The organism is Lelliottia jeotgali (assembly GCF_977070485.1).
This window is the reverse complement of the sequence record NZ_CDRVFO010000014.1, coordinates 125,923-149,694: the sequence shown is the minus strand read 5'-3', so window position 1 is coordinate 149,694 and position 23,772 is coordinate 125,923. Positions and strand designations below refer to the sequence as shown.

General features: G+C 61.4%; 24 protein-coding genes and 1 pseudogene. 20 read left to right on the top strand and 5 right to left on the bottom strand.

Annotation, left to right across the window (positions count from 1 at the left end; translation table 11 throughout):
- Positions 1-4 precede the first annotated feature (4 nt).
- The 8 genes from ACW4TB_RS20395 to ACW4TB_RS20360 all read left to right on the top strand — a co-directional run bounded on the left by ACW4TB_RS20395 (position 5) and on the right by ACW4TB_RS20360 (position 6,319).
- Positions 5-364 carry a hypothetical protein gene (locus ACW4TB_RS20395; protein ID WP_196997197.1) on the top strand — a complete coding sequence of 120 codons (360 nt, stop codon included), beginning with the start codon at positions 5-7 and terminating at the stop codon, positions 362-364.
- A 217-nt stretch (positions 365-581) separates the two neighbouring features.
- Positions 582-1,481, top strand: coding sequence for a TauD/TfdA dioxygenase family protein (locus ACW4TB_RS20390; RefSeq protein ID WP_012316811.1), 900 nt, complete (start codon positions 582-584; stop codon positions 1,479-1,481).
- Between the two features lie 17 nt (positions 1,482-1,498).
- On the top strand, positions 1,499-2,518 hold the full coding sequence (locus ACW4TB_RS20385; RefSeq protein ID WP_279933740.1) for an ABC transporter substrate-binding protein: 1,020 nt from the start codon (positions 1,499-1,501) through the stop codon (positions 2,516-2,518).
- A 6-nt stretch (positions 2,519-2,524) separates the two neighbouring features.
- Complete coding sequence (locus tag ACW4TB_RS20380; protein ID WP_012316809.1) at positions 2,525-3,388, top strand: ABC transporter ATP-binding protein; 864 nt, start codon at positions 2,525-2,527, stop codon at positions 3,386-3,388.
- 14 nt (positions 3,389-3,402) lie between these two features.
- Positions 3,403-4,266: an ABC transporter permease gene (locus ACW4TB_RS20375; protein WP_012316808.1), complete on the top strand. Its 864-nt coding sequence runs from the start codon at positions 3,403-3,405 to the stop codon at positions 4,264-4,266.
- Between the two features lie 200 nt (positions 4,267-4,466).
- Complete coding sequence (locus ACW4TB_RS20370) at positions 4,467-4,955, top strand: Hcp family type VI secretion system effector (protein WP_161872794.1); 489 nt, start codon at positions 4,467-4,469, stop codon at positions 4,953-4,955.
- A 9-nt stretch (positions 4,956-4,964) separates the two neighbouring features.
- The gene (locus ACW4TB_RS20365) at positions 4,965-5,939 is read left to right on the top strand and encodes a hypothetical protein (RefSeq protein ID WP_279933739.1); all 975 of its coding nucleotides are present in this window, start codon (positions 4,965-4,967) and stop codon (positions 5,937-5,939) included.
- A complete protein-coding gene (locus ACW4TB_RS20360; protein WP_279933738.1) occupies positions 5,936-6,319 on the top strand; it encodes a hypothetical protein in 384 nt (127 codons plus the stop codon). The genes ACW4TB_RS20365 and ACW4TB_RS20360 overlap by 4 nt, the downstream gene beginning before the upstream one ends.
- A 76-nt stretch (positions 6,320-6,395) precedes the next feature.
- Here the strand turns inward: ACW4TB_RS20360 and ACW4TB_RS20355 are convergent, their stop codons facing one another.
- Entirely contained in the window at positions 6,396-6,953 is a 558-nt protein-coding gene (locus ACW4TB_RS20355) for a WYL domain-containing protein (RefSeq protein ID WP_279933737.1), read from the bottom strand.
- 206 nt (positions 6,954-7,159) lie between these two features.
- Between ACW4TB_RS20355 and ACW4TB_RS20350 the strand changes: the two genes are divergently transcribed.
- The 6 genes from ACW4TB_RS20350 to ACW4TB_RS20325 all read left to right on the top strand — a co-directional run bounded on the left by ACW4TB_RS20350 (position 7,160) and on the right by ACW4TB_RS20325 (position 13,092).
- Positions 7,160-7,957 carry a tetratricopeptide repeat protein gene (locus ACW4TB_RS20350; RefSeq protein WP_012316806.1) on the top strand — a complete coding sequence of 266 codons (798 nt, stop codon included), beginning with the start codon at positions 7,160-7,162 and terminating at the stop codon, positions 7,955-7,957.
- 102 nt (positions 7,958-8,059) lie between these two features.
- The gene (locus ACW4TB_RS20345; protein WP_012316805.1) at positions 8,060-8,512 is read left to right on the top strand and encodes a MarR family winged helix-turn-helix transcriptional regulator; all 453 of its coding nucleotides are present in this window, start codon (positions 8,060-8,062) and stop codon (positions 8,510-8,512) included.
- Positions 8,509-10,596: an FUSC family protein gene (locus ACW4TB_RS20340; protein ID WP_012316804.1), complete on the top strand. Its 2,088-nt coding sequence runs from the start codon at positions 8,509-8,511 to the stop codon at positions 10,594-10,596. The genes ACW4TB_RS20345 and ACW4TB_RS20340 overlap by 4 nt, the downstream gene beginning before the upstream one ends.
- Positions 10,593-10,805 carry a DUF1656 domain-containing protein gene (locus ACW4TB_RS20335; protein ID WP_008096887.1) on the top strand — a complete coding sequence of 71 codons (213 nt, stop codon included), beginning with the start codon at positions 10,593-10,595 and terminating at the stop codon, positions 10,803-10,805. The genes ACW4TB_RS20340 and ACW4TB_RS20335 overlap by 4 nt, the downstream gene beginning before the upstream one ends.
- Complete coding sequence (locus tag ACW4TB_RS20330; protein WP_012316803.1) at positions 10,802-11,677, top strand: efflux RND transporter periplasmic adaptor subunit; 876 nt, start codon at positions 10,802-10,804, stop codon at positions 11,675-11,677. Before ACW4TB_RS20335 ends, ACW4TB_RS20330 begins: the two co-directional genes overlap by 4 nt.
- Positions 11,674-13,092, top strand: a complete 1,419-nt coding sequence (locus tag ACW4TB_RS20325) for an efflux transporter outer membrane subunit (RefSeq protein WP_279933736.1) — start codon at positions 11,674-11,676, stop codon at positions 13,090-13,092. The genes ACW4TB_RS20330 and ACW4TB_RS20325 overlap by 4 nt, the downstream gene beginning before the upstream one ends.
- Before the next feature lie 148 nt (positions 13,093-13,240).
- On the opposite strand, the gene ACW4TB_RS20320 is transcribed toward ACW4TB_RS20325, so the two are convergent.
- Entirely contained in the window at positions 13,241-13,696 is a 456-nt protein-coding gene (locus ACW4TB_RS20320) for an REP-associated tyrosine transposase (RefSeq protein WP_279933735.1), read from the bottom strand.
- A 595-nt stretch (positions 13,697-14,291) separates the two neighbouring features.
- Between ACW4TB_RS20320 and ACW4TB_RS20315 the strand changes: the two genes are divergently transcribed.
- Together ACW4TB_RS20315 and ACW4TB_RS20310 are read left to right on the top strand one after the other, a co-directional pair.
- Positions 14,292-14,540: a DUF3077 domain-containing protein gene (locus tag ACW4TB_RS20315; RefSeq protein ID WP_254466839.1), complete on the top strand. Its 249-nt coding sequence runs from the start codon at positions 14,292-14,294 to the stop codon at positions 14,538-14,540.
- Between the two features lie 204 nt (positions 14,541-14,744).
- Entirely contained in the window at positions 14,745-15,197 is a 453-nt protein-coding gene (locus ACW4TB_RS20310; protein WP_279933734.1) for a YaiI/YqxD family protein, read from the top strand.
- On the opposite strand, the gene elbB is transcribed toward ACW4TB_RS20310, so the two are convergent.
- The gene (gene elbB / locus ACW4TB_RS20305; RefSeq protein WP_012316797.1) at positions 15,198-15,863 is read right to left on the bottom strand and encodes an isoprenoid biosynthesis glyoxalase ElbB; all 666 of its coding nucleotides are present in this window, start codon (positions 15,861-15,863) and stop codon (positions 15,198-15,200) included.
- Between the two features lie 113 nt (positions 15,864-15,976).
- Here elbB and ACW4TB_RS20300 point away from each other — a divergent pair.
- A pseudogene (locus tag ACW4TB_RS20300) lies at positions 15,977-16,603 on the top strand (sterol desaturase family protein); the annotation flags it as partial.
- Between the two features lie 501 nt (positions 16,604-17,104).
- On the opposite strand, the gene ACW4TB_RS20295 reads toward ACW4TB_RS20300, so the two are convergent.
- The gene (locus ACW4TB_RS20295) at positions 17,105-17,749 is read right to left on the bottom strand and encodes a DedA family protein (RefSeq protein WP_012316795.1); all 645 of its coding nucleotides are present in this window, start codon (positions 17,747-17,749) and stop codon (positions 17,105-17,107) included.
- A gap of 215 nt (positions 17,750-17,964) precedes the next feature.
- Here ACW4TB_RS20295 and ppk1 point away from each other — a divergent pair, with 215 nt between their 5' ends.
- Positions 17,965-20,205: a polyphosphate kinase 1 gene (gene ppk1, locus ACW4TB_RS20290; RefSeq protein ID WP_012316794.1), complete on the top strand. Its 2,241-nt coding sequence runs from the start codon at positions 17,965-17,967 to the stop codon at positions 20,203-20,205.
- Here the strand turns inward: ppk1 and ppx are convergent.
- Complete coding sequence (gene ppx, locus ACW4TB_RS20285) at positions 20,192-21,694, bottom strand: exopolyphosphatase (RefSeq protein ID WP_254466837.1); 1,503 nt, start codon at positions 21,692-21,694, stop codon at positions 20,192-20,194. The genes ppk1 and ppx overlap by 14 nt on opposite strands.
- Before the next feature lie 243 nt (positions 21,695-21,937).
- On the opposite strand from ppx, the gene trxA reads away from it, so the two are divergent.
- Both trxA and rho read left to right on the top strand, forming a co-directional pair.
- Positions 21,938-22,267: a thioredoxin TrxA gene (trxA, locus tag ACW4TB_RS20280; RefSeq protein WP_012316792.1), complete on the top strand. Its 330-nt coding sequence runs from the start codon at positions 21,938-21,940 to the stop codon at positions 22,265-22,267.
- Positions 22,268-22,495: 228 nt separating this feature from the next.
- Positions 22,496-23,755, top strand: a complete 1,260-nt coding sequence (gene rho, locus ACW4TB_RS20275) for a transcription termination factor Rho (RefSeq protein ID WP_003253661.1) — start codon at positions 22,496-22,498, stop codon at positions 23,753-23,755.
- Positions 23,756-23,772 lie beyond the last annotated feature (17 nt).

Sequence of the window (23,772 nt, the reverse complement as noted above, 5' to 3'; positions counted from 1 at the left end):
CATCGTGACGAGGGACGACGCCATGTTCTACGTGCAACGCGACGCCGAGGGCCAGTTGCTGCGGGTAGAAGCTGCACCTTATGCCGAACATACGGAGATCCTCCCGGCAGATCATGCCGAGATACAGGAGTGGTTTGCTGACGATGTCGTCGAAAACAGCCTGAAGCAGCTGAAGCAGAGCGACTTGGACATGATCCGGGTGCTTGAAGACTTGATCGAGGTGCTGACTGCCAAAGGCGTGTTCAGCATCACCGACCTGCCGCCTGGCGCCCAGGCCAAGCTGCTCAGTCGCTCCACTGCGCGCAAGGCGCTCGGCAGCTTGAACAATCTGATCGAGGACGAGGAGGAGGGCGGGTTGATTTAATCCGCTGTACTTGCCTGCTTACCCGGCATACAGCTGCCACCCTAATATCGTTATTCATTAACGATATTTAAATTATTTTTCTTATTACCTTATAGTCACTCCACTGCGTACCCGTCGACCAATCGATGCGCCGCACGACTTGAACCCACACGGCTAAACCCCGTGCGTTTCTGATCGTTGCGCGTCATCGAAGTCGCGCACTGCGTGGGAGTGAAAAATGTCCGCCGTCTCGAACGCCTTGTCGTCCAACCACAGCGCTCAGCCGCAAACCTTTGAAATACGCCCGTTCTCGGGTGCCGTTGGCGCCGAGATCATCGGCCTGGACCTGGCAAAACCGGTCAACGCCGAGGACTTCAGCCTTATTCATCGCGCCCACCTCGAGCACCATGTACTGGTGCTGCGCGACCAGCGCATCAGCCCTGAACAGCAGATCGCCTTCAGCCGCCGCTTCGGCCAACTGCAGATCCATGTGCTAAAGCAGTTTCTGCTCAAAGGCCACCCCGAGATCCTGATCGTCTCCAACATCATCGAGAACGGCCACAACATCGGCTTGGGCGATGCCGGCAAGTTCTGGCATTCGGACCTGTCATACAAGGAACTCCCAAGCCTGGGCTCCATGCTGCACGCCCAAGAGTTGCCCAGCGAAGGTGGCGACACCCTGTTCGCCGACATGCACAAGGCCTGGGACGCGGTACCCCAAGCGCTGCGCAAGCAGGTCGAGGGCCGCAGTGCCGCTCACTCCTACACCGCCCGTTATGCCGAGACCAAGTTCGAAGGCAACTGGCGCCCGACCCTTAGCGCCGAGCAGCTTGCACAGGTGCAGGAAGTGGTCCATCCGGTGGTGCGAACCCACCCGGAAAACGGCCGCAAGGCACTGTTCGTCAGCGAAGGGTTCACTACCCGGATTGTCGGCCTGCCGGATGATGAAAGCCGCGACGTGCTGCAGCAGCTTTATGCCCTGAGCGTGCTCGAACAGAACATCTACCGCCACCAATGGCAGCCACACGACCTGGTGTTCTGGGACAACCGCTCGCTGATCCACCTCGCCACAGGCTGCCCGGCGCACCTGCGACGCAAACTTTTCCGCACCACCATCCAGGGCGATGCCCCGTTCTGACGACTGAGGAAACCATCATGCGCAAATCCATCAGCCGCCTGGCGGCAAGTATCAGCCTGGGTGCAAGCTTGGTCGTGGGCAGCCTTGCGGCCCCCACGGTGGCCCATGCCGAAGGCAAGATCCGCATTGCCGAGCAGTTCGGCATTGTCTATCTGCTGCTCAATGTGGTGCGTGATCAGCAACTGATTGAAAAGCACGGCAAGGAGCAGGGTATCGACATCGACGTCGACTGGGCCCAGCTATCCGGGGGTGCTGCGATCAACGACGCGCTGTTGTCCGGCTCGGTGGACATCGCCGGTGCTGGCGTTGGGCCGTTGCTGACTGTATGGGACCGCACCAAAGGCCGGCAGAACGTCAAGGCGGTGGCTTCGCTGGGCAACTTCCCGTACTACCTGGTCAGCAGCAACCCGAACGTGAAGACCATCGCCGACATTTCCGAAAAGGACCGCATTGCCGTGCCGGCCGTGGGCGTCTCGGTGCAATCGCGCTTCCTCCAGTACGCCGCTGCCCAGCAGTGGGGCGAGAAGGAATACAGCCGCCTCGACAAGTACACCCTGGCCGTACCGCACCCAGATGCCACCGCCGCGTTGCTGGCTGGCGGCACCGAGCTCAACGGGCACTTCTCCAACCCGCCGTTCCAGGACCAGGCACTGGCCAACAAGGACGTGCACGTGGTGCTCAACAGCTATGACCTGCTCGGCCCCAACTCGCCGACCCTGCTGTTTGCCACCGAGAAATTCCGCAACGACAACCCCAAGACCTACAAGGCGTTCGTCGATGCCCTGGCTGAGGCTGCGGACTTTGCCCAGAAGGACAAGGCGGCGGCTGCCGATACCTATATCCGCGTCACCAAGGCCAAGATTGACCGCGATGTGCTGATCAAGCTGATCGACAACCCCCAATACGAGTTCACCGTAACGCCGAAGAACACCTACAAGCTGGCCGAATTCCTCTACCGGGTAGGCGCCATCAAGCACAAGCCTGAGTCGTGGAAGGACTACTTCTTCCAGGATGAACGCCCACTGCAGGGGAGCTGACCGACCATGACCGCCCCATTGCCAGGCCACACGGCCAGCAACCTTAGCCGTGTGGCTACACCGCCGTTGCTCAAGGTGGATAACCTCAGCCTCGAATACCGTACCGCGCAGCGCGTGGTGCGGGCCACCCATCAGGTCAGCTTCGAAGTCGATCGTGCCGACCGTTTTGTCTTGCTGGGCCCCTCGGGGTGTGGCAAGTCCACGCTGCTCAAGGCCGTAGCCGGGTTCATCAGCCCACAGCAAGGGCAGATCCTGCTGCAGGGCCAGCCGGTCAACGGCCCTGGCCCCGATCGCATCGTGGTGTTCCAGGAGTTTGACCAGCTGCCGCCGTGGAAGACGGTGAAGCAGAACGTCATGTTCCCGCTGCTCGTTTCTGGCCAGCTCAAGCGCGCCGAGGCCGAAGACCGAGCGTTGCATTACCTGGACAAGGTTGGCCTGGCGGCTTTTGCCGACGCTTATCCGCATACCCTGTCGGGTGGCATGAAAGCGCGCGTGGCAATTGCTCGTGCACTGGCCACGCAACCGAAGATCCTGTTGATGGACGAGCCGTTCGCCGCACTCGATGCGCTTACCCGGCGCAAGATGCAGGAAGAGTTGCTGCTGCTGTGGGAGGAGGTGCGCTTCACCTTGCTGTTCGTCACCCATTCCATCGAGGAGGCGCTGGTAGTGGGTAACCGCATCCTGTTGCTGTCACCCCATCCGGGGCGGGTACGGGCCGAGGTGCACAGCCATCAGTACGACCTCGGCAGCCTCGGCGCCAGTGACTTCCAGGCCAGCGCCCGGCGCATCCATCGGCTGTTGTTCGACGAGGTCGATACCCCCGAGCAGGCAGAATACCTGGGCTTCAACGACATCCGCATTGCCTACTGACAGGAGCTTGAGCCATGACCACTACCCCTGTACGTCAGGAATACGAGGTGCAGCTGGAGCCGCTGCTCAGTGTGCCTCTGGAACGCAACCTGCCGCTGGCCCAGCGCCTGTGGCAGCAAGGCTGGTTACGCAAGGCGGTGATCCTCGTGGTGATCGCAGCATTGTGGGAGGCCATTGCCCGCTACCAGGGCAATGATCTGCTGCTGCCGAGCTTTTTGCAGACTGCCGCGGCGCTGTGGGACGGCCTGCGCAGCGGTGAGCTGCCGGCCAAGGTCGGCGTGTCGCTGGTGATCCTGCTCAAGGGGTACGTGCTGGGCATCGTGCTGGCTTTCGGCCTGACCAGCCTGGCGGTTTCCACCCAGCTGGGCCGCGACTTGTTGGGTACGTTGACCTCAATGTTCAACCCGCTGCCCGCGATTGCCCTGCTGCCGCTGGCCCTGCTGTGGTTCGGGCTGGGCGACAACAGCCTGATCTTCGTGCTGGTGCACTCGGTGCTTTGGGCGCTGGCGCTGAATACCTACGCGGGTTTTCTTGGCGTTTCTGAAACCTTGCGCATGGCTGGGCGCAACTATGGCCTCAAAGGGCTGCGGCTGGTGCTGCACATCCTGGTACCCGCGGCACTGCCGTCGATCCTGTCGGGGCTGAAGATCGGCTGGGCATTTGCCTGGCGCACGCTGATCGCCGCCGAGCTGGTGTTCGGCGCGAGCAGCGGCAAGGGCGGGCTGGGTTGGTACATCTTCCAGAACCGCAACGAGCTGTATACCGACAAAGTGTTTGCCGGGTTGGCGGTGGTGATCCTGATCGGTTTGCTGGTCGAGGGGTTGGTGTTCAATACCCTGGAACGGGTGACCGTGCGGCGCTGGGGGATGCAGCGCTAACGGTATGGCCTGTGGGGGCCCTATTGCCGGACAGCTAGCGTGCGGTCATGACCCTGAAAAGCCCTCATACATTCGCAAACAAAATTATCAGAAAACTGTAGGAAATTTCTGTGTTTGGTCTCGATCTCCAGAGAAATGTTGCGACTGCCTTTCCGCGCGCCTAGCCTGTTTCGCTCATTCGGTTACAAGGAACAGTATCCATGGCTTTCGATGCTTACATTCAAATCGCTGAAATCGCTGGCGAAGCGAAGGACGAGCAATACCGCAACTGGATCGAGATACTCGGCTATACGTTCGGCACCAGCCAAAGCGCCTCCGCCACTGCAAGTTCCGCAGGCGGCGCTACTTCCGGGCGCACCACTCTGAGCAACCTCACCTTCACCAAGTACCTCGACAACGCCAGCTGCAAACTACTGGAGGCCAGTTGCGCCGGGCAGCACCTGAAGGAGGTCAGGCTGGTGGTCTGCCGTGCCGGTGGTGACAAGCTTAAATACTACGAAGTGGTGCTCGAAGAAGTGATCATCGCCGACTATGCACACAGCGCCCACGGCGGCGTACCGACTGAAATCATTCAGCTCGACTACGGCCGTATCAAGGCCACGTACACCCGGCAGCAACGCGCCGACGGCCATGGCGGCGGCAATTTGACCGGAGGCTGGGACCGGATTGCCAACAAGAAGTTTTCGTGAGGATCGATCATGTCCGAGGTACTCAGCTTTATAAATCCCCAGGCGCAGAATTATGCGACCCTGAAGAACGGAACGCCGATGAACGCCAACCAGCAGGCCAAGTTCGATGTGCTGAATGCTCATATCTTCAATTCGGTCGTCTTTGCCGGCGAACTGGTGATCGTCGGTGATCCCAGTACACCCTCTTGCACGAGCCATGAAGCCTTTCTCATGGGCAAGGCGGCAGGCATCCACCATGACATCGTGTTCAATGGCGGTGGTGTCGATAGGTTCATGCTGGATAACTTCGAGATGCTGCAGAATCTGCTGGCCCATGCGTCGATGGGGGTAGGGGCAGCAAGCGATGGCTGGGCCAGGCATCTGGAGGCGATCAAGAAGACGCTGGAACAGATCGAGCAACTGCACCGCGTGCATATGAGTGGAGGTGCGCTCAGGGCACGGGAAGAGTTCTACGCAAAACGTGCGGCGCTGTTCAGCACGTTAAATGAACAGCTTGGAAAGACCGCCGCCTATGGTTCTGGTCTACGAAATCAGGGATCGATCAAGCGGATGCTGCAGCTTTCTACCAAAAGTTATCTGAGTACTGGGGAGATTTCTCGGTACGCCGAGAAGGTAGCAGGCGTGGCGAAAGCTGCGAATCTGATCAAGAAAGGGGCATATATCGGTGTTGCACTGGAAGTGGCTGGGACAGGGATGTCTATTCATAAGGCATGCACCACTGGTCGCGAGGAAGAATGCAGAAAGGCCAAGTATGTAGAGACAGGTGGTTTGGCGGGCACTATAGCTGGAAGCGCGGCTGGAGGATTTGTGGGTGGTGCTATTGCGGGTACTATATGCGTGGCGCTTAGTGTCCCCACTGCCGGTGCTGCCGGTGCTTCGTGTGTTGTGTTCGGAGGTGCAATAGGTGGCAAGTATGGAGGCGATTTTGGAAAAGAGCTGTTAGGCAGGGTTGGAGAGATAATCTATGAACGGGTACATGAATGAAGTCTGATATGGCGGTCTTGCTAGCGACACTTCTGTTAGTCTGGATGATAATTAGTGTGGGTCTTATGACTTATTTGGCTCGCCGCTACATAGATGTCATCGAGTCCAGTTTATCAAGGTGCAGCTATGTACAGGATAACAGGTCAAACTTTTCGTCTGCGGGCTTGATTGGAAAAGTATTACGTACCTGCTTGGCTGCGAACATGCTGATGATTCCAAAGATTTTTGTGGTAAAGGGTGTGGCGGACGCCTCGGAAATTCTCCACTTTCCAAAGCGCATTAAATATAAGTTGTTGGTTTCGTGGGGCGGGCTTGTACTGTCCACTTCTTTGTTTTTTGCTTTTAATGGCATGATGAGATTCTTTGGCTGGTCTCTTTGACTTCCTATTGGCGCCGCAGCTTTCCAGCAAACTTTAGCTGAACACTAGGGGGTTATGCCTAGAGTAGGTGGAGGAGCTAGTTCGAATACTGTGCTGCGGCATCAACCAGGGTCTTGGCAATCTCTGCGCGCAACTCGCTTGGCTGCTCGATTACCATGTCTGCTCCCTGACTAAGTACCCACCAGCGCAATGGCCCACCATCTTCCACCGTGGCCCGCAGTCGATGCCCCTGGTCCAGTGCCGTCAACTGCATGTCCACGCTTAAGGGGGCCTCGCGCAATTGCCGGGCCAATGAGTCGCTGACCCAGGCCTGCATCTCGACCCCTTCACCTTGGATCGGCTGCAGCGCCTCACCGCGCAAATATCCCTGCAGGTCGAAATTCCCGCGCAGCTCGCCCAAGGCATTCGCCGACCAGTGCCAGCCGAACGGAATGCTCTTATCGTTGCGCTCCAGCGGGAAGATCAACGACAGCTCATTGAGGTCGCGTTCCACCGTGCGTTTGCTGACGGTGAAACCCACATCGCGCAGGCGCCACACCAGTTCTGCGCTGGTAATGCCCGGGGAACGGCTGGGTAGCTGGCGCAGCAGCGCCCACTGACGGCTGAGGGTGGCGCGGGTGGTGGCGAACGGCAAAAGGTAACGTCCTTGTCTAGGCTTGCCGCATCAGGATGGCGGCATTAGTGGGTCATGGCAATTAGCCACGATCCGTTCAGATCAAGGAACCGCCAATTGGTTGCCTGGCGCCGAATCGTTCGCGACAGGTTTTGACGTGACGTCGCGCAGAATCACGCCTCATCACAGCCGCAGTAAGGCCTGTGGGTCGTTCAATGAGGATGAACATGTCAGCTGTCAGCAATATCCACTCGCTGCTCGCCCGTCTTCTGCCTGAGCAGGTCATTCCCGCGCCGACCCCCGCTGGCAGGCGACAGCGGCTGTTCGCCGGGGTTGGGTTGCCCAGCCAGCGGGCGCTGCTGGTCAACCGCCTGGACGAAGCGGCGGACTTGCAAGCGGTGTATACCGACCTGCGCCATCAAGCGCTGGCCGGCCATGTGGCGGCGCTCAATGACCTGGGCTGGGTCTGGCTCAATGGCAAGTACTGGCGTGCCGACACCGTGCTGGCCGGCCACCTGCTGCGCATGGCGGCCATGCAGGGCAATGCCGCGGCCTGGTTCAACCTGGGGCAGCAGCACTACTTCGGCAAGGGTGTGGAGGTTTCCTACGTCCAGGCCGCAGAGTGTTATCGCCATGCTTTTGACCGGGGCATGCTCGATGCAGCTGCCGCACTCGGCGATTTGTACGAGGAAGAAGTCTGCGATGCGCAACTGGGCTGGCAGGTCGATCTGGCTCAGGCTTACCAATGGTTTCTTCGTGGTGCCGAACGGGGCGAGGTGCGTTGCCGCTTCGAGGTGGGCTACCGTTTGTTGCATGGCCTGAGTGTGGACGCTGATATCAAGGCCGGGCTGTACTGGTTGGAGCTGGCGGCAGCGACCGGGGTCATGCAGGCGGCCGAGGAGCTGGCAGTGCATTTCAGCCGTTGCGATGCGGCGCGCTATCTGGATTGGCGGGATCGGGCAGTGCAGATGGGTAGTACGTTGGCGCTGGCGATGAAGTTGGAGGACCAGGTTCAGCCTCAATGAACAACAATTCATGTACTCCCCCCGTCGCCCCCGGTTGACGACAGGGGGAGGGCCAGGCGTATATTGATAGTTAGCAAACTATGAATATCCTTGGTTCTTTACATGACGCTTGACTCACTGCGCCTGCAAGTCAGCACCGGCATGGTCGTTGCCGCCCGCCATTGGCGGCGCATTTGCCATACGGCCCTGACCAGCTACGGCATTTCCGAAGCCTGCGCCGCACCCTTGCTGATGATCGTGCGCCTGGGCGATGGCGTGCACCAGGTAGCCGTGGCTCAGGCCGCTGGCCTGGAAAGCCCGTCGCTTGTGCGCCTGCTTGACCAGCTGTGCAGGGCCGGGCTGGTATGCCGTAGCGAGGATCCGCTGGACCGCCGCGCCAAGGCTCTGAGCCTGACAGCCGAGGGCCGTGCCTTGGCCGAAGCCATCGAAGCCGAACTGGTGCGCGTCCGCCACGAAGTGCTGCAGGGCATCGATGAGGCCGACCTGCATGCCGCCTTGCGCGTGCTCCGCGCCTTCGAGGCAGCAGGCCTTGGAAGCACTGGCGGGGTGGCATGAACGGTTTCTTCAGTTCGGTACCGCCGGCCCGCGACTGGTTCTATGGTGTGCGTACCTTTGCCGCGTCGATGATCGCGCTGTACATCGCACTGCTGATGCAGCTGCCGCGCCCCTACTGGGCGATGGCAACCGTCTACATCGTTTCCAGCCCATTCGTTGGGCCTACCAGCTCCAAGGCCCTGTATCGCGCCCTTGGCACGCTGCTCGGCGCTGGCGGGGCAATTTTCCTGGTGCCGCCGCTGGTGCAGTCGCCTTTGCTGCTGACCGTCGCGATCGCCCTGTGGACCGGCACATTGCTGTACCTCTCGCTGAACCTGCGCACCGCGAACAACTACGTGCTGATGCTGGCCGGCTATACGCTGCCAATGATCGCCTTGGCGGTGGTCGACAACCCGTTGGCAGTGTTCGACGTTGCTTCTTCACGTGCCCAGGAGATCTGCCTGGGGATTGTCTGCGCAGCCGTGGTCGGCGCGATTTTCTGGCCACGACGCCTGGCGCCCGTGGTGGTTGGCGCGACCGGAAGCTGGTTCAGTGAAGCGATCCGCTACAGCGATACCTACCTCGCCCGTGATGTTGCTGCGGACAAAGTGGGTGGCATGCGTGGTGCCATGGTTGCCACCTTCAACTCGCTGGAGTTGATGATTGGCCAGCTCGGCCACGAGGGTGCAGGCCCGCATACCTTGAAGAACGCCCGCGAGCTGCGCGGGCGAATGATCCATCTGCTGCCGGTGATCGACGCCCTTGACGACGCCCTGGTGGCGCTCGAAGGCCGCGCCCCGGCGCAGTTCGCCCAGCTGCAACCAGTGCTCGCCGCCGCCCGCGAATGGCTCGAGGGTACAGCACAAAGCGCCTCGGTAGCACGCTGGACTGCCCTGCACGAACAGATCGACCGCCTGCAGCCCGGCGCCGCCGCGCTCGACCAGCGCGCCGAATTGTTGCTGTCCAATGCGCTTTACCGGCTGACCGAATGGGCCGACCTGTGGCAGGACTGCTGTACCTTGCAGCACGCCTTGCGCACGGATGACGCCAAGCCCTGGCGTGCGGTCTACCGCCACTGGCGCCTGGGCCGCCTGACGCCGTTCTTCGACCGTGGCTTGATGCTCTATTCGGTGGTTTCCACCGTGCTGGCAATCATCGTCGCCTGCGGCCTGTGGATCGGCCTGGGCTGGAACGACGGCGCCAGCGCAGTGATCCTCGCCGCCGTGTCGTGCAGCTTCTTCGCCGCCATGGACGACCCGGCACCGCAGATCTACCGGTTCTTTTTCTGGACCCTGATGTCGGTCATCTTCTCCAGCCTGTACCTGTTCCTGGTGCTGCCCAACCTGCACGATTTCCCGATGCTGGTGCTGGCCTTCGCGGTGCCGTTCATCTGCGTCGGCACCCTGACCGTGCAGCCACGCTTCTACTTGGGCACCTTGCTGACCATCGTCAACACCTCGACCTTCATTAGTATCCAGGGCGCCTACGACGCCGATTTCTTCACCTTCCTCAACTCCAACCTGGCAGGCCCTGCAGGGCTTCTGTTCGCATTCATCTGGACCCTGGTGATGCGCCCGTTCGGTGTGGAACTGGCCGCCAAACGCATGACCCGCTTCGCCTGGCGGGACATCGTCGAGATGACTGCACCGGCGACCCTGGCCGAACGTCGCCAACTCGGCGTGCAGATGCTCGACCGCCTGATGCAGCACCTGCCGCGCCTGTCGCAGACCGGCCAGGACAGTGGCGCAGCCCTGCGCGATCTGCGCGTGGGCCTGAACCTGCTCGACCTGCTGGCCTATCTGCCGCGTGCAGGCACCCAGGCCCGCGAGCGCCTGCAAACGGTGATCGAGGAAGTGGGCGGCCACTACGCTGCCTGCTTGCGCGCCGGTCAGCGCCTGCATGCCCCTGCGGCGCTGCTGCGCAACATGGAGCGGGCTCGCCTGGCGCTGAACCTGGATGAACTGTACGAGCGCGGCGATGCCCGCACGCACCTGCTGCATGCCCTGAGCGGCCTGCGCCTGGCATTGCTGCCGGGTGTCGAGGTGATGCTCGAGCCTGCCGAACAACCGCAACTGCCCCCCGGGCTCGACGGAGCGCCCCTGTGATCGGTGAACTGGATATCAGCGGGGTGTTCCTGCCCACGCTGCTGGTGATGATGGTCTGCACCTACCTGCTGTTTCTCGGGGTGCACGCGGTGCTGGTGCGCCTGCACTTCTACCGCCTGGTCTGGCACCGGGCGTTGTTCAACGTTGCTTTGTATGCCGTGCTGCTTGGCGCGGTGGACCATTTTTGCCGAAGCCTGATGCTGCCATGAAAAAACCTTTGCTGACCCTGGGCCGTGTGGTCCTGACCTTGCTGGTAGTGACCTTCGCCGCCGTGCTCGTGTGGCAGATGGTGGTGTACTACATGTTCGCCCCCTGGACCCGCGACGGCCACATCCGCGCCGACGTGATCCAGATCGCCCCGGATGTTTCCGGGTTGATTCAGAAAGTCGAAGTGCGTGACAACCAGACCGTCAAGCGCGGCGACGTGCTGTTCACCATCGACCAGGACCGCTTCACCCTGGCGCTGCGCCAGGCCAAGGCGACCCTTGGCGAACGCCAGGAAACCCTGGCCCAGGCCTCTCGCGAAGCGCAGCGCAACCGCAAACTGGGCAACCTGGTGGCGGCCGAGCAACTGGAAGAAAGCCAGTCCCGCGAGGCCCGTGCCCGATCGGCGGTGAGCGAGGCCCAAGTGGCGGTCGACACCGCCCAGCTGAACCTGGACCGTTCGGTGGTGCGCAGCCCGGTGGACGGCTACCTCAACGACCGCGCGCCGCGTAACCACGAATTCGTCACGGCTGGCCGCCCCGTGCTTTCGGTCGTCGACAGTGCTTCGTATCACGTCGACGGCTACTTTGAAGAGACCAAATTGGGCGGCATCCATATTGGCGATGCCGTGGACATCCGCGTAATGGGCGACAACACTCGCCTGCGTGGCCATGTGCAGAGCTTTGCCGCCGGTATCGAGGACCGCGACCGCAGCAGCGGCAGCAATCTGCTGCCCAACGTCAACCCGGCGTTCAGCTGGGTGCGCCTGGCCCAGCGGATCCCGGTGCGCATCGCTTTCGATGAAGTGCCGCAAGACTTCCGCATGATCGCCGGGCGTACCGCCACGGTGTCGATCATCGAGGGCCCGCGCCCATGAAACAGCTGATCCTGGCTGGCTTTTGCCTGTCTCTTGGTGCCTGCATGATGGTAGGCCCGGACTACGAAGTGCCCAAGGACGCGGCAGTGCAGCGCAGCGACCTCAATGGGCCGCTGCGCCAGGATGCCGCCAGCGTCGTGTCGGCGCCGGTACCCGAGGACTGGTGGCAGCTGTATCAGGATCAACGCCTGAATGAGCTGGTGCGCCAGGCGTTGAGTGCCAACACCGAACTGCGCGTGGCTGCGGCCAACATTGCCAAGGCCCGTGCGCAGGTCGAGGTAGCCCAGTCCCAGGGTGGATTCAATGGTGGGATCAAAGCCGGAGCCCAGCGGTTGCAGGAGTCTGGCGAGGCTTTTCTGCTGACCGAGAAGGTGCCAGTGGCCAACATCGGCGAGGCGATCATCAGCGCTTCCTACCAGTTTGACCTGTGGGGTACCTTCAAGCGCGGCACCGAAGCGGCCAAGGCCAATGCCGACGCTGTGCAGGCCGCTGCCGATACCGCCCGCATCACGTTGGTGGCCGATGTAGTCAAGGCCTACACCCAGGTGTGTTCGGCCAACGAGGAATACCACATCGCCCGCGAGTCGCTCGGCTTGCAGCAGCAGAGCGTGCAGCTCAACCAGCGCCTGCGTGATGCTGGCCGGGGTGACGAAACCCAGGTCACTCGCTCGCAGACCCAGTTCAAATCGCTGCGCGCAGAGTTGCCGCGCTTCAAGGCCGAGCGGGAAACCGGCCTGTATACCTTGGCCGCGCTGCTGGCCAAACCTGTGGAGCAACTGCCTGCCGGCACTGCCGATTGTGCCGAGCTGCCACATCTGAACCAGCTGTTGCCGGTCGGTGATGGCGCCGCGCTGCTCAAGCGCCGCCCTGACGTGCGCCAGGCCGAACGCCAGTTGGCGGCGTCTACAGCGAATATCGGCGTGGCCACGGGCGCCCTGTATCCCGACATCAGCATCGGTGCCCAGGTCGGTACCATCGGTATTCTCGAGAACCTGGGGGAGCCTGCGACCAACCGCTGGGGCTTCGGCCCGCAGATCAGCTGGAGCATCCCCACCAACGGCACCCGTGCCCGCATTCGCATGGCTGAGGCTTCGACCCAGGCGGCGCTGGCGCATTTCGACGGCGTGGTGCTCAACGCCATTCGCGAAACCCAGACCCGCCTGGCCCAGTACAGCGCCTTGCTCGACCGGCGTGATGCGCTGGCCGAGGCGGAGAAATCGGCGAAAGAAGCGGCGGACCAGACGCACCGCTATTACCAGGCGGGGCGTGAGTCATTCCTGGCGGACTTGCAGGCGACGCGGACCTACACGGACATGCGCGCGCAGCTGGCGGCGGCCAATAGCCAGGTGGCGATGGGGCAGATCGGTGTGTTCCTGGCGTTGGGCGGCGGGTGGAAGGACACCGCCAAGCCTTGAGGCCCAATCGCCGGCAAGCCGGGACCCACAGGTACCGCGCAGCTCTTGAGCGCTGCGCTGTACCTGTAGGTGCAACTGTCTTACCCAATTTCTAAAAGTTGACGCGGTTGGTGTGGGAGCCGGCTTGCCGGCGATAGGGCCCTGCCAGTCAAACCCAAATTGCATCCCAATGCGGATAATCCCCCGCCCGCTCAACCAACCCTGCCCGCTTAGGATTCAAGACGATATACCGCGCCACAGCCTGCAAATCCTCTTCTCGCCGCAACGCCCTGTCATGAAAGCTCTTCTGCCAAAGCCGCCCATATCGCCCGAGATGGCGGTTGATGGCACAGGTGCTGCGCGACTTCACTCGGCGCATCAACGTTTTCAGGCTCACCGGCCCCAGCTCGATCAACCAGTGGAAATGATCAGGCATTACAACCCAGGCTAGAGACCGCGCCGCACCTTCTGCCTCGGCCTCGCGCAGCTGGCTGACCAACAAGCGGGCCGAGTGAAACTCACCCAGTACAGGGGCCCTGTGCAATGTGGTGCTGGTGAGAAGGTACAACCGCTTCCTTTCGGAGAACCGGCCAAGCCTTAGCTGATTTGAATGGGGACGATCCATGTTCCCTGCCTCCTATGGTTTGCCTATGAGGCTAGTAGCGACGGTTTTATCAGGTTGGACGCAATTGGTACCTGCTGTTTCCGCGGGGCGGCCAATCGCCAGCAAGCCGGCTGCCACTGGGTTTGCGCTGAGCTTGAGAGCAGCGGGGTAATTGTGGGAGTCGGCTTGCCGGCGATCGATGGCGAAGCCCTCGCAGCAGTCGCAAAGCCGTAAGACATTTCCGAACCTGAAACCAAATGCTTCAGTTCTTTCACTCTGGCGACTTATCCTACGACGCCTATCGGAAGGTGCCGTCTTGGCTGGCAAGCGCTCCGGGAATAATGTCCTCGGGTCGCTTCACAAGGCGATCGGGCGTGAGACACCCGGTTCACATTCGGTAGCGCCGCTCCATGGCGGTCGTGCGCGGGCAGGCTTCGGTCTGGCCGGGGTTACCGTATGTCCCGGGTCTCACCCCGTGCACGACTGCCACCCAAATCCGTGAGACGAGGAGGAAGGCAGGTCAGCCCAACATACGGAGATCCGCCATGAAAAAGCTCGTCCCAGACCCACCTCCATCCGCCCTGCTTCTTCTCGACAGCCCGCTAGGAGCGTCACAATGAGCAAGGGCCTTAACCAAGCATCAACGGCAGGCGTAGAAACCTTCGACCTGTTCAGCCTCAGGCCTGATGTCCCGTTCGATCATGCGTTCTCGCAGCTTTCCGTACTGCTCGGCTGCATCCGCCACCTCACCACCGAAGCGGAAATGGAAAACGACCGCATCGCTGGCAGCGCGGCGCGGATTCTCAGCGAGATGGCCAAGGCATTGATCGATGATCTGGAGCGGGGGATGAACAAGGTTCACTGAGGCCTTGCAGGTCATGGCAGGTAGCGAGCGGCGTTACTGCTGCTTGCTCTGCGCACTCCACGTGGCCATTGAAATAGATGTGCCATTGCGTGTTTCTTTCGCCGGGACGAGTAACATGGCCGTTTCGGGGCCGCAAAGCGGCCCCAAATCGCTCAACTGAACGGCATCGGGCAAAGCCCTTCCTGCTTCAAGAGGAAAAACGCAATGCGCATATGGATCGACGCCGACGCCTGCCCCAAGGCAGCCAAGGACCTGATCGTCAAATTCGCCCTCAAGCGCAAGCTCGAGGTGGTAATGGTGGCCGGGCAGGCCGTGGCCAAACCGGGCTTCGCCGTTGTGCGGCTGATCGTGGTACCCAGCGGCATGGATGCCGCCGATGATTACCTGGTCGAGCACGCCGTGCCAGGTGAGCTGGTCATCTGCAGCGACGTGCCGCTGGCCGACCGCCTGATCAAGAAGGGGGTAGCGGCGCTGGACCCGCGTGGCCGTGAATTCGACGAGCGCAACATGGGCGACCGGCTGGCAGTGCGCAACCTGTTTACCGAGTTGCGCGAGCAGGGCCAGGCCGGCGGAGGGCAGGGGCCTTATGGCGAACGCGAAAAGCAGGCGTTCGCCAATGCGCTGGACCGTATTCTGGCCCGCTTGGCCAAGGGCTGATCAGTCAGCCTCGTGGGTCATTTCCAGCACGCGATCCACCAGCTTGTAAATGCCGCCAGCCGCCTCGCTGATCGACTTGGCCACCATGTACGCCGGCGTGGTCACCAGCTTGCGCTGGGTGTCCTCAACGATGTCATGCACATCGCACTCTTCATGGGTGCCACCCATCTTGGTCACCGCAGCAGCAGTATCGGCATCGTTCCCGATGGTGCAAACCACGCCAGGGCCATAGATCTTGGCCGCCAGTGCCGGTGAAATGCACATCAGGCCAACCGGCTTGCAAGCTTCGGCAAAGGCCTCGGCCAAGGCCAGTACCTGCGGGTTGACCGTGCACTCGCTACCTTCGATGGCAAAGTCGGACAGGTTCTTCGCTGCCCCGAAACCACCCGGCACGATCAGCGCGTCGAAGTCCTCGGCCCTGGCCTCGCTGATGTCCTTGACCTCGCCGCGGGCGATGCGCGCCGATTCCACCAGTACATTGCGCGACTCAGGCATCTGCTCACCGGTGAGGTGGTTGATCACATGCATCTGCGCGATGTTCGGCGCGAAGCACTGCACCTGTGCGCCGCGCTGGTCGAGGCGCAGCAGGGTGATCACGCTTTCATGGATTTCGGCGCCATCGTAGACGCCACAGCCGGAAAGAATCACCGCTACTTTTTTCGTCATGCTCATTACTCCAGTGTCGAGGCGCTAAATGTCCTCTAGTTTGGCAGATGTGGCCATAGGGGTTGCCATGGGTGCATCCTAATCTGTGTGGATACCCTTCGAGGCAGCTGTCCATGGACCTGATTCTGCTGGCCGTACCGTTCTTTTTCGTGCTGATCGCGGTTGAACTGGTCGCCGACCGTGTGCGCGGCCAGCGTAATTTCACGGTGGCCGATTCGATCAACAGCCTGAGCACCGGCGTGCTGTCCACCAGTACCGGGTTGCTGACCAAGGGGGTAGGGCTGGTGACCTATGCACTGGCGTGGGAACATTTGGCGCTGCTGCACCTGCCGGACCACGCCGTCTGGGTCTGGTTGCTGGCGTTCGTGCTGTACGACTTCTGCTATTACTGGCTGCACCGCTTGGGGCATGAGCGCAATGTGCTGTGGGCAGCCCATTCGGTGCATCACCAGAGCGAGGAGTACAACCTCACCACCGCGTTGCGCCAGACCAGTAGCGGCTTCCTCTTTTCGTGGATGTTCTACCTGCCGCTGGCGCTGATCGGCGTGTCGCCATGGGTGTTCATTACAGTGGCGTCGCTCAACCTGCTGTACCAGTTCTGGGTGCACACCCGGCACATTCCCAAGTTGGGCTGGCTCGAATGGATACTGATTACACCGTCCAACCATCGCGTCCACCATGCGCAAAATCCTGTTTACTTGGATCGCAACTACGGCGGTGTGTTCATTCTTTGGGACCGTCTGTTTGGCACCTTCAAGGAAGAATACCCGGCCGAGCCCGTGGTGTTTGGCGTAACCACGCCGCTGGCCAGCTGGAACCCGTTGTGGGCCAACCTGCAGTTCTATGCCCAGCTCTGGGACGATGCCCGCCGCACCGATAGCCTGTGGGACAAACTGCGTATCTGGTTCATGCCCACTGGCTGGCGGCCGGCGGATGTGGCCGCCCGTTATCCACAGGCCAAGCAGAACCTGGCGCTGTTCCGTAAGTTCGAGGTTGCCCTGGGGCGGGCGCAGCAGGTTTATGTGGTGCTGCAGTTCGCCGTTTACGTGGCATTGGGCAGCTACCTGATGGGTGTCGCAGAGCAGGTGCCGACGGCGGCCCTGGTGCTGGGCTGGTCGGTGATGGCGCTGGGGTTGTTTGCCTTGGGCGCGGCCCTGGAAAATCGGCCGTGGGCAGGGCGCCTGGAGCTGGCGCGCCTGTTGTTGAATGTGCCTGCGCTGTATCTGGCTGGCGCTCTGGGCTTAGGGGTTGTCACGCCCTTGGTCTGGGCCCTGCTCGCGCTTTACAGCCTGCTCAGCCTCGGCGGCCTGGGCCTGTGCCGCGGCCTTGCGCTCGGCGCGCAAGGTGCGAAAACGCCGCCGCAGCCACAGCAGGGCGCCGAGCAGCAGCAGGCCACCGAGCACCCATAGCTCGTACTTCTTCACGTTGCCCAGCATGCCTTCGAGAATGGCGCCGAAGTGGTACGCGGCTGCGCCCAGGGCCAAGGCCCAGACGGCTGCGCCGATGCCGTTGAGCAGCAGATAACGGCGGGGTGGGTAGCCGGACAGGCCGATAGCCACGGGCATGACCGTGCGCAGGCCATAGACGAAGCGGAAGCTCAGTACCCAGATGTCGGGGTGGCGGCGGATATGTTCCAGCGCCCGGTCGCCCATGGCCTGCCAGCGCGGCTTGCGCGCCAGGATCTTGCGCCCGTGGCGGCGGCCCATGAAGTACCACAGCTGGTCGCCGGCATAGCTGCCGAAGAATGCCACGATCACCACCAGGCTGATGTCCATGTACCCGCGGAACGCAAGGAATCCTGCAAGCACCAGGATGGTCTCGCCTTCAAAGAAGGTGCCTAGAAAAAGGGCAAAATAGCCGAAATCCTGCAGGAATTGTTGAAGCATTTTCTGAGGTGCTGGCGAAATGAACGCGCAGCCTACCCCTTCACGCGCGTTCGTGAAAGTGTCCAGATGTGTCTCGACGTGAACAATTCGTACAAGGACAATGGCTTCAGCCACAAGTCGCGGGCTTGCCTATAGATGTAACACAGACGTCATAATGGCCGCTTATCGTCCCGCTCAATTGATGATAGGGCGTTAACGTCCTCCAGGAACGCCAGATGAATAATGAAGTGCTAACCCCTGTCGCGATCAAGGACGCTCAGGCGGTCCCCGAAGAGATGGTGCAGACCCCGCCGGATCTGCCAGAGGCCCCGGAGCCTGCAGTAGAGGCCGCACCCCCCGCGCCCGTGCATGCTGCCCCCGCGCCGGCCATCGCCATCCCGAGCCTGGACGACAGCAGCCTGTACATTCATCGCGAGCTGTCGCAGCTGCAGTTCAACATCCGCGTGCTGGAGCAGGCGCTGGATGAGTCCTACCCGCTGCTCGAGCGCCTGAAGTTCCTGCTGATCTTCTCCAGCAACCTCGATGAGTTCTTCGAGATCCGCGTGGCGGGCCTGAAGAAGCAGATCAACTTTGCTCGTGAACAGGCCGGTGCCGACGGCCTGCAGCCGCATCAGGCGCTGGCGCGCATCAGCGAGCTGGTGCACACCGAAGTTGATCGCCAGTACGCGATCCTCAATGATGTGTTGCTGCCGGAACTGGAAAAGCACGCGATCCGCTTCATCCGCCGCCGTTACTGGACGCCCAAGCTCAAGACCTGGGTGCGCCGCTACTTCCGTGACGAGATTGCGCCGATCATCACCCCGATCGGCCTTGACCCGACGCACCCGTTCCCGTTGCTGGTGAACAAGAGCCTTAACTTCATCGTAGAACTCGAAGGGGTCGATGCCTTCGGTCGTGATTCGGGCCTGGCGATCATCCCGGCACCGCGTCTGCTGCCGCGGGTCATCCGTGTACCGGAAGAGGTCGGTGGCCCTGGGGACAACTACGTGTTCCTGTCCTCGATGATCCACGCCCATGCCGACGACCTGTTCCAGGGCATGAAGGTCAAGGGGTGCTATCAGTTCCGCCTGACCCGTAACGCCGACCTGGCGCTGGATTCGGAAGAAGTCGACGACCTGGCGCGCGCCCTGCGCGGTGAGCTGTTCTCGCGCCGATACGGTGATGCCGTGCGCCTGGAAGTGGCCGACACCTGCCCCAAGCACCTGTCCGACTACCTGCTCAAGCAATTCAGCCTGAGCGAGAGCGAGTTGTACCAGGTCAACGGCCCGGTCAACCTGACCCGCCTGTTCAGCATCACCGGCCTGGACAGCCACCCGGAGCTGCAGTACACACCGTTCACCCCGGCGATCCCCAAGCTGTTGGTCAATGCCGACAACATCTTCAGTGTCATCAGCAAGCAGGACATCCTGCTGATGCACCCGTTCGAGTCCTTCACACCCGTGGTCGACCTGCTGCGCCAGGCAGCCAAGGACCCGCACGTGCTCGCCGTTCGTCAGACGCTGTACCGCTCCGGCGCCAACTCGGAAATTGTCGATGCGCTGGTGGATGCCGCACGAAACGGCAAGGAGGTCACCGCGGTGATCGAGTTGCGTGCGCGCTTTGACGAAGAGTCCAACCTGCAGATGGCCAGCCGCCTGCAGGCCGCCGGCGCCGTGGTGATCTACGGCGTGGTGGGCTTCAAGACCCATGCCAAGATGATGCTGATCCTGCGCCGCGAGCAGGGTGAGATCGTCCGCTACGCCCACCTGGGCACCGGTAACTACCACGCCGGTAATGCTCGCCTGTACACCGACTACAGCCTGCTGACCTCCGACGATGCCCTCACCGAGGACGTCGGCAAGCTGTTCAGCCAGTTGATCGGCATGGGCAAGACCTTGCGCATGAAAAAACTGCTGCACGCGCCGTTCACCCTGAAAAAGGGCATGCTCGACATGATTGCCCGGGAAACCCAGTTCGCCCTCGAAGGCAAACCTGCGCACATCATCGCCAAGTTCAACTCGCTGACCGATGCCAAGGTTATCAAGGCCCTGTACAAGGCCAGCCAGTCGGGCGTGAAGATCGACCTGGTGGTGCGTGGCATGTGCTGCTTGCGCCCAGGCATCCCGGGGGTTTCGCACAATATTCAGGTGCGCTCGATCATCGGCCGCTTCCTGGAGCATACCCGGGTTTTCTACTTCCTCAACGGCGGCGAAGAGCAGATCTACCTGTCCAGCGCCGACTGGATGGAGCGTAACCTCGACAAGCGTGTCGAGACCTGCTTCCCGGTGGAAGGCAAGAAGCTGTTGCTGCGGGTGAAGAAGGAGCTGGAAGGCTACCTGACCGACAACACCCATGCCTGGACGCTGCAGCCCGACGGGCGCTATGTGCGCAGCAGCCCGACGGGCAACCAGAACCCGCGCAGTGCCCAGGCGACCCTGCTGGAGCGCCTGAGCAACCCGGTACTTAACGTACGCTGAGGACGAAGTTGACCCGGGCCAGCCACTCCGCCTCATTGGCGAAGTCGGCCTGGGTCAGCTGATTCTGCTCCAGCCAGCCGGCCGGGAAGGCCACGTCGAGGCTATTGTCTGAGGCCTGCAGTTGCACCTTCGGCATCTGTTGGGTGCCACGGATGTGGTGGAACAGAATGGCGAAGCGCAGCAGTACGCACAGACGCAGCAGTTTCACGCCTTCATCGCCCAGTTCGGCGAACTTGTCCTTGGGGATGTTGCGGCGGTGGCCACGTACCAGCAGCGCCATCATCTGCTGGTCTTCACGCGAGAAGCCCGACAGGTCGGAGTGCTCGATCAGGTAGGCACCGTGCTTGTGGTAGTGGTAGTGGGCAATGTCCAAGCCAATTTCGTGAATTTTGGCTGCCCAACCCAGTAGATCGCGCCAGTTACCCTCTTCAAGGCCCCATGCCTTGGCCACTTGGTCAAAGGCGTGCAGCGCTTTGCGCTCGACGCGCGCAGCCTGGCCCTGGTCGACGTGGTAGCGCTCCATCAGCGAGTTCAACGTGCGTTCGCGCACGTCCTCGTGGTGGTGGCGGCCAAGCAGGTCGAACAGCACACCTTCACGCAGCGCGCCATCGCAATGGTCCATGCGTTGCAGTTCCAGCGCGTCGAAGATCGCCTCGAGAATCGCCATGCCGGCCGGGAAGATGGCGCGGCGGTCGGGTTTTACCCCGTCGAAGTCGATCTTGTCGGCCTCGCCCAGCTTGAACAGCTTGCGTTTAACCCACGCCAGCCCCTCGGCGTTGACCTCGCCATTGCCCAGGCCAGCGGCCTTGATGGCGGCGCCGATGGCGCGGATGGTCCCGGAGGAGCCAATCGCTTCATCCCAGGTCAGGCGGTGCAGGGCATTCTCGATGCTCATCAGCTCCAGGCGCGCGGCGGTGTAGGCCTGGGCGTAGCGGGCCGGGGTGATCTTGCCATCGCGGAAATAGCGCTGGGTGAAGCTGACGCAGCCCATCTGCAGGCTTTCACGCAGCAGCGGCTCAAAGCGCTGGCCGATGATGAACTCGGTGCTGCCGCCGCCGATATCGGCGACCAGGCGTTTGCCGGGGGTATCGGCCAGGGTATGGGACACGCCCAGGTAGATCAGGCGCGCTTCTTCGCGGCCGGAGATCACTTCCACGGGGTGGCCGAGGATCGCTTCGGCACGCTGGATGAATTCGTTGCGGTTGCGCGCCTCGCGCAAGGCGTTGGTGCCAACGATACGCACGGCCCCCGCAGGCATGCCGTTTATCAGCTGGGCAAAGCGCTTCAGGCATTCCAGGCCCCGGACCATGGCTTCTTCGCTGAGCATGCGTGCTTCGTCGATGCCAGCGGCGAGCTGAACCTTTTCCCCGAGCCGCTCCAGAATGCGGATTTCGGTATGGTGAGCCTTGGCCACGACCATGTGGAAACTGTTGGAGCCCAGGTCGATGGCGGCAATCAGGGACAGGTTCTTCGCTAAGGTGTGCGGCATGATCTGAGTAGTCTCGGTCGGTAACCCGGCAATCGTGCCACGTTAGCAGGCTGCCGCCAACGCGCGACTCGCCAGGGCTTGATGCAGGGCAATGTGCCAGTCGATGCTATGACACTTCTGTGACAGTTTCGATTCGTGGCGTCTTGCACAACTATAGTGACACTCAATCGTCCGCGACTTCCTGTAGCGCGTGGGTGCGGCTATGATGGGCCACGTTTTTTGCTTACGACCCTGGAGATATCCATGAGCAGCGATCTTATCAAACACGTCACCGACGCCACCTTTGAGGCCGAAGTCCTGCAAGCCCAAGGCCCGGTGCTGGTCGACTACTGGGCTGAATGGTGCGGCCCATGCAAGATGATCGCTCCAGTTCTGGACGACATCGCCACCACCTACGAGGGTAAACTGACCGTCGCCAAGCTGAACATCGACGACAACCAGGAAACCCCGGCCAAGCACGGCGTGCGTGGCATCCCGACGCTGATGCTGTTCAAGAACGGCAACGTCGAGGCCACCAAGGTCGGCGCCCTGTCCAAATCCCAGCTGGCCGCGTTCCTCGACGCCCACCTGTGATGTGAAAAAGCCCCGGAAATTCCGGGGCTTTTCTTTTCCAACCCACTAGACGTCGAAAAAAGCAAGTGTTACATTCGGCCTCGCACTGTTTCTCCAGTGCCCCCTGCACGCCGTCGCCGACGCACTCCTAATTAGAATCTGTGCGCGATCCTATCGCCTTCTAGCGGCGCGGCTTCATTAAGCCAGAAGCTTAATCCTCCCTTCATACATGATTACGTCATTCCCCTTATGAACCTGACTGAACTCAAGCAAAAGCCGATTACCGATCTGCTGGAAATGGCCGAACAGATGGGCATCGAAAACATGGCCCGTTCGCGCAAACAGGACGTGATTTTCGCCCTGCTGAAGAAGCACGCGAAAAGCGGCGAAGAGATCTCAGGTGACGGCGTGCTGGAGATTCTCCAGGATGGTTTCGGTTTCCTGCGTTCGGCTGATGCGTCCTATCTGGCCGGCCCTGACGACATCTACGTCTCGCCCAGCCAGATCCGCCGCTTCAACCTGCGTACCGGCGATACCATCGTCGGCAAGATCCGCCCGCCGAAGGAAGGGGAGCGTTACTTCGCGCTGCTCAAGGTCGACACGATCAACTTCGATCGCCCGGAAAACGCGAAGAACAAGATCCTCTTCGAAAACCTGACGCCGCTGTTCCCGAACAAGCGCCTGAAGATGGAAGCCGGTAACGGTTCCACCGAAGACCTGACCGGCCGCGTCATCGACCTGTGCGCACCGATCGGCAAGGGCCAGCGTGGCCTGATCGTCGCCCCGCCGAAAGCGGGTAAAACGATCATGCTGCAGAACATCGCAGCCAACATCACCCGTAACAACCCCGAGTGCCACCTGATCGTTCTGCTGATCGACGAGCGCCCGGAAGAAGTGACCGAAATGCAGCGCACCGTGCGCGGTGAAGTGGTTGCCTCGACCTTCGACGAGCCGCCAACCCGCCACGTGCAGGTCGCCGAAATGGTCATCGAGAAGGCCAAGCGCCTGGTCGAGCACAAGAAGGACGTGGTCATTCTGCTCGACTCCATCACCCGTCTGGCGCGTGCCTACAACACCGTGATCCCGAGCTCCGGCAAGGTGCTGACCGGTGGTGTCGATGCCCACGCCCTAGAGAAGCCGAAGCGTTTCTTCGGTGCTGCGCGTAACATCGAGGAAGGCGGTTCGCTGACCATCATCGCCACCGCGCTGGTAGAAACCGGCTCGAAGATGGACGAAGTGATCTACGAAGAGTTCAAGGGTACCGGCAACATGGAACTGCCCCTGGACCGTCGCATCGCCGAGAAGCGTGTGTTCCCGGCCATCAACATCAACCGCTCGGGCACCCGCCGTGAAGAGCTGCTGACCGCCGACGACGAACTGCAGCGCATGTGGATCCTGCGCAAGTTGCTGCACCCGATGGACGAGATCGCCGCCATCGAGTTTTTGGTCGACAAGCTCAAGCAGACCAAGACCAACGACGAGTTCTTCCTGTCGATGAAGCGCAAGTAAGCGGTTAGATCGTTCAA

Bases quoted from the DNA above. Each gene is read 5' to 3' on its own strand.
- ACW4TB_RS20390 (WP_012316811.1), top strand. From the start codon at position 582: ATGTCCGCCGTCTCGAACGCCTTGTCGTCCAACCACAGCGCTCAGCCG.
- ACW4TB_RS20385 (WP_279933740.1), top strand. From the start codon at position 1,499: ATGCGCAAATCCATCAGCCGCCTGGCGGCAAGTATCAGCCTGGGTGCA.
- ACW4TB_RS20380 (WP_012316809.1), top strand. From the start codon at position 2,525: ATGACCGCCCCATTGCCAGGCCACACGGCCAGCAACCTTAGCCGTGTG.
- ACW4TB_RS20375 (WP_012316808.1), top strand. From the start codon at position 3,403: ATGACCACTACCCCTGTACGTCAGGAATACGAGGTGCAGCTGGAGCCG.
- ACW4TB_RS20370 (WP_161872794.1), top strand. From the start codon at position 4,467: ATGGCTTTCGATGCTTACATTCAAATCGCTGAAATCGCTGGCGAAGCG.
- ACW4TB_RS20365 (WP_279933739.1), top strand. From the start codon at position 4,965: ATGTCCGAGGTACTCAGCTTTATAAATCCCCAGGCGCAGAATTATGCG.
- ACW4TB_RS20360 (WP_279933738.1), top strand. From the start codon at position 5,936: ATGAAGTCTGATATGGCGGTCTTGCTAGCGACACTTCTGTTAGTCTGG.
- ACW4TB_RS20350 (WP_012316806.1), top strand. From the start codon at position 7,160: ATGTCAGCTGTCAGCAATATCCACTCGCTGCTCGCCCGTCTTCTGCCT.
- ACW4TB_RS20345 (WP_012316805.1), top strand. From the start codon at position 8,060: ATGACGCTTGACTCACTGCGCCTGCAAGTCAGCACCGGCATGGTCGTT.
- ACW4TB_RS20340 (WP_012316804.1), top strand. From the start codon at position 8,509: ATGAACGGTTTCTTCAGTTCGGTACCGCCGGCCCGCGACTGGTTCTAT.
- ACW4TB_RS20330 (WP_012316803.1), top strand. From the start codon at position 10,802: ATGAAAAAACCTTTGCTGACCCTGGGCCGTGTGGTCCTGACCTTGCTG.
- ACW4TB_RS20325 (WP_279933736.1), top strand. From the start codon at position 11,674: ATGAAACAGCTGATCCTGGCTGGCTTTTGCCTGTCTCTTGGTGCCTGC.
- ACW4TB_RS20320 (WP_279933735.1), bottom strand. From the start codon at position 13,696: ATGGATCGTCCCCATTCAAATCAGCTAAGGCTTGGCCGGTTCTCCGAA.
- ACW4TB_RS20315 (WP_254466839.1), top strand. From the start codon at position 14,292: ATGAGCAAGGGCCTTAACCAAGCATCAACGGCAGGCGTAGAAACCTTC.
- ACW4TB_RS20310 (WP_279933734.1), top strand. From the start codon at position 14,745: ATGCGCATATGGATCGACGCCGACGCCTGCCCCAAGGCAGCCAAGGAC.
- elbB (WP_012316797.1), bottom strand. From the start codon at position 15,863: ATGACGAAAAAAGTAGCGGTGATTCTTTCCGGCTGTGGCGTCTACGAT.
- ACW4TB_RS20295 (WP_012316795.1), bottom strand. From the start codon at position 17,749: ATGCTTCAACAATTCCTGCAGGATTTCGGCTATTTTGCCCTTTTTCTA.
- ppk1 (WP_012316794.1), top strand. From the start codon at position 17,965: ATGAATAATGAAGTGCTAACCCCTGTCGCGATCAAGGACGCTCAGGCG.
- ppx (WP_254466837.1), bottom strand. From the start codon at position 21,694: ATGCCGCACACCTTAGCGAAGAACCTGTCCCTGATTGCCGCCATCGAC.
- trxA (WP_012316792.1), top strand. From the start codon at position 21,938: ATGAGCAGCGATCTTATCAAACACGTCACCGACGCCACCTTTGAGGCC.
- rho (WP_003253661.1), top strand. From the start codon at position 22,496: ATGAACCTGACTGAACTCAAGCAAAAGCCGATTACCGATCTGCTGGAA.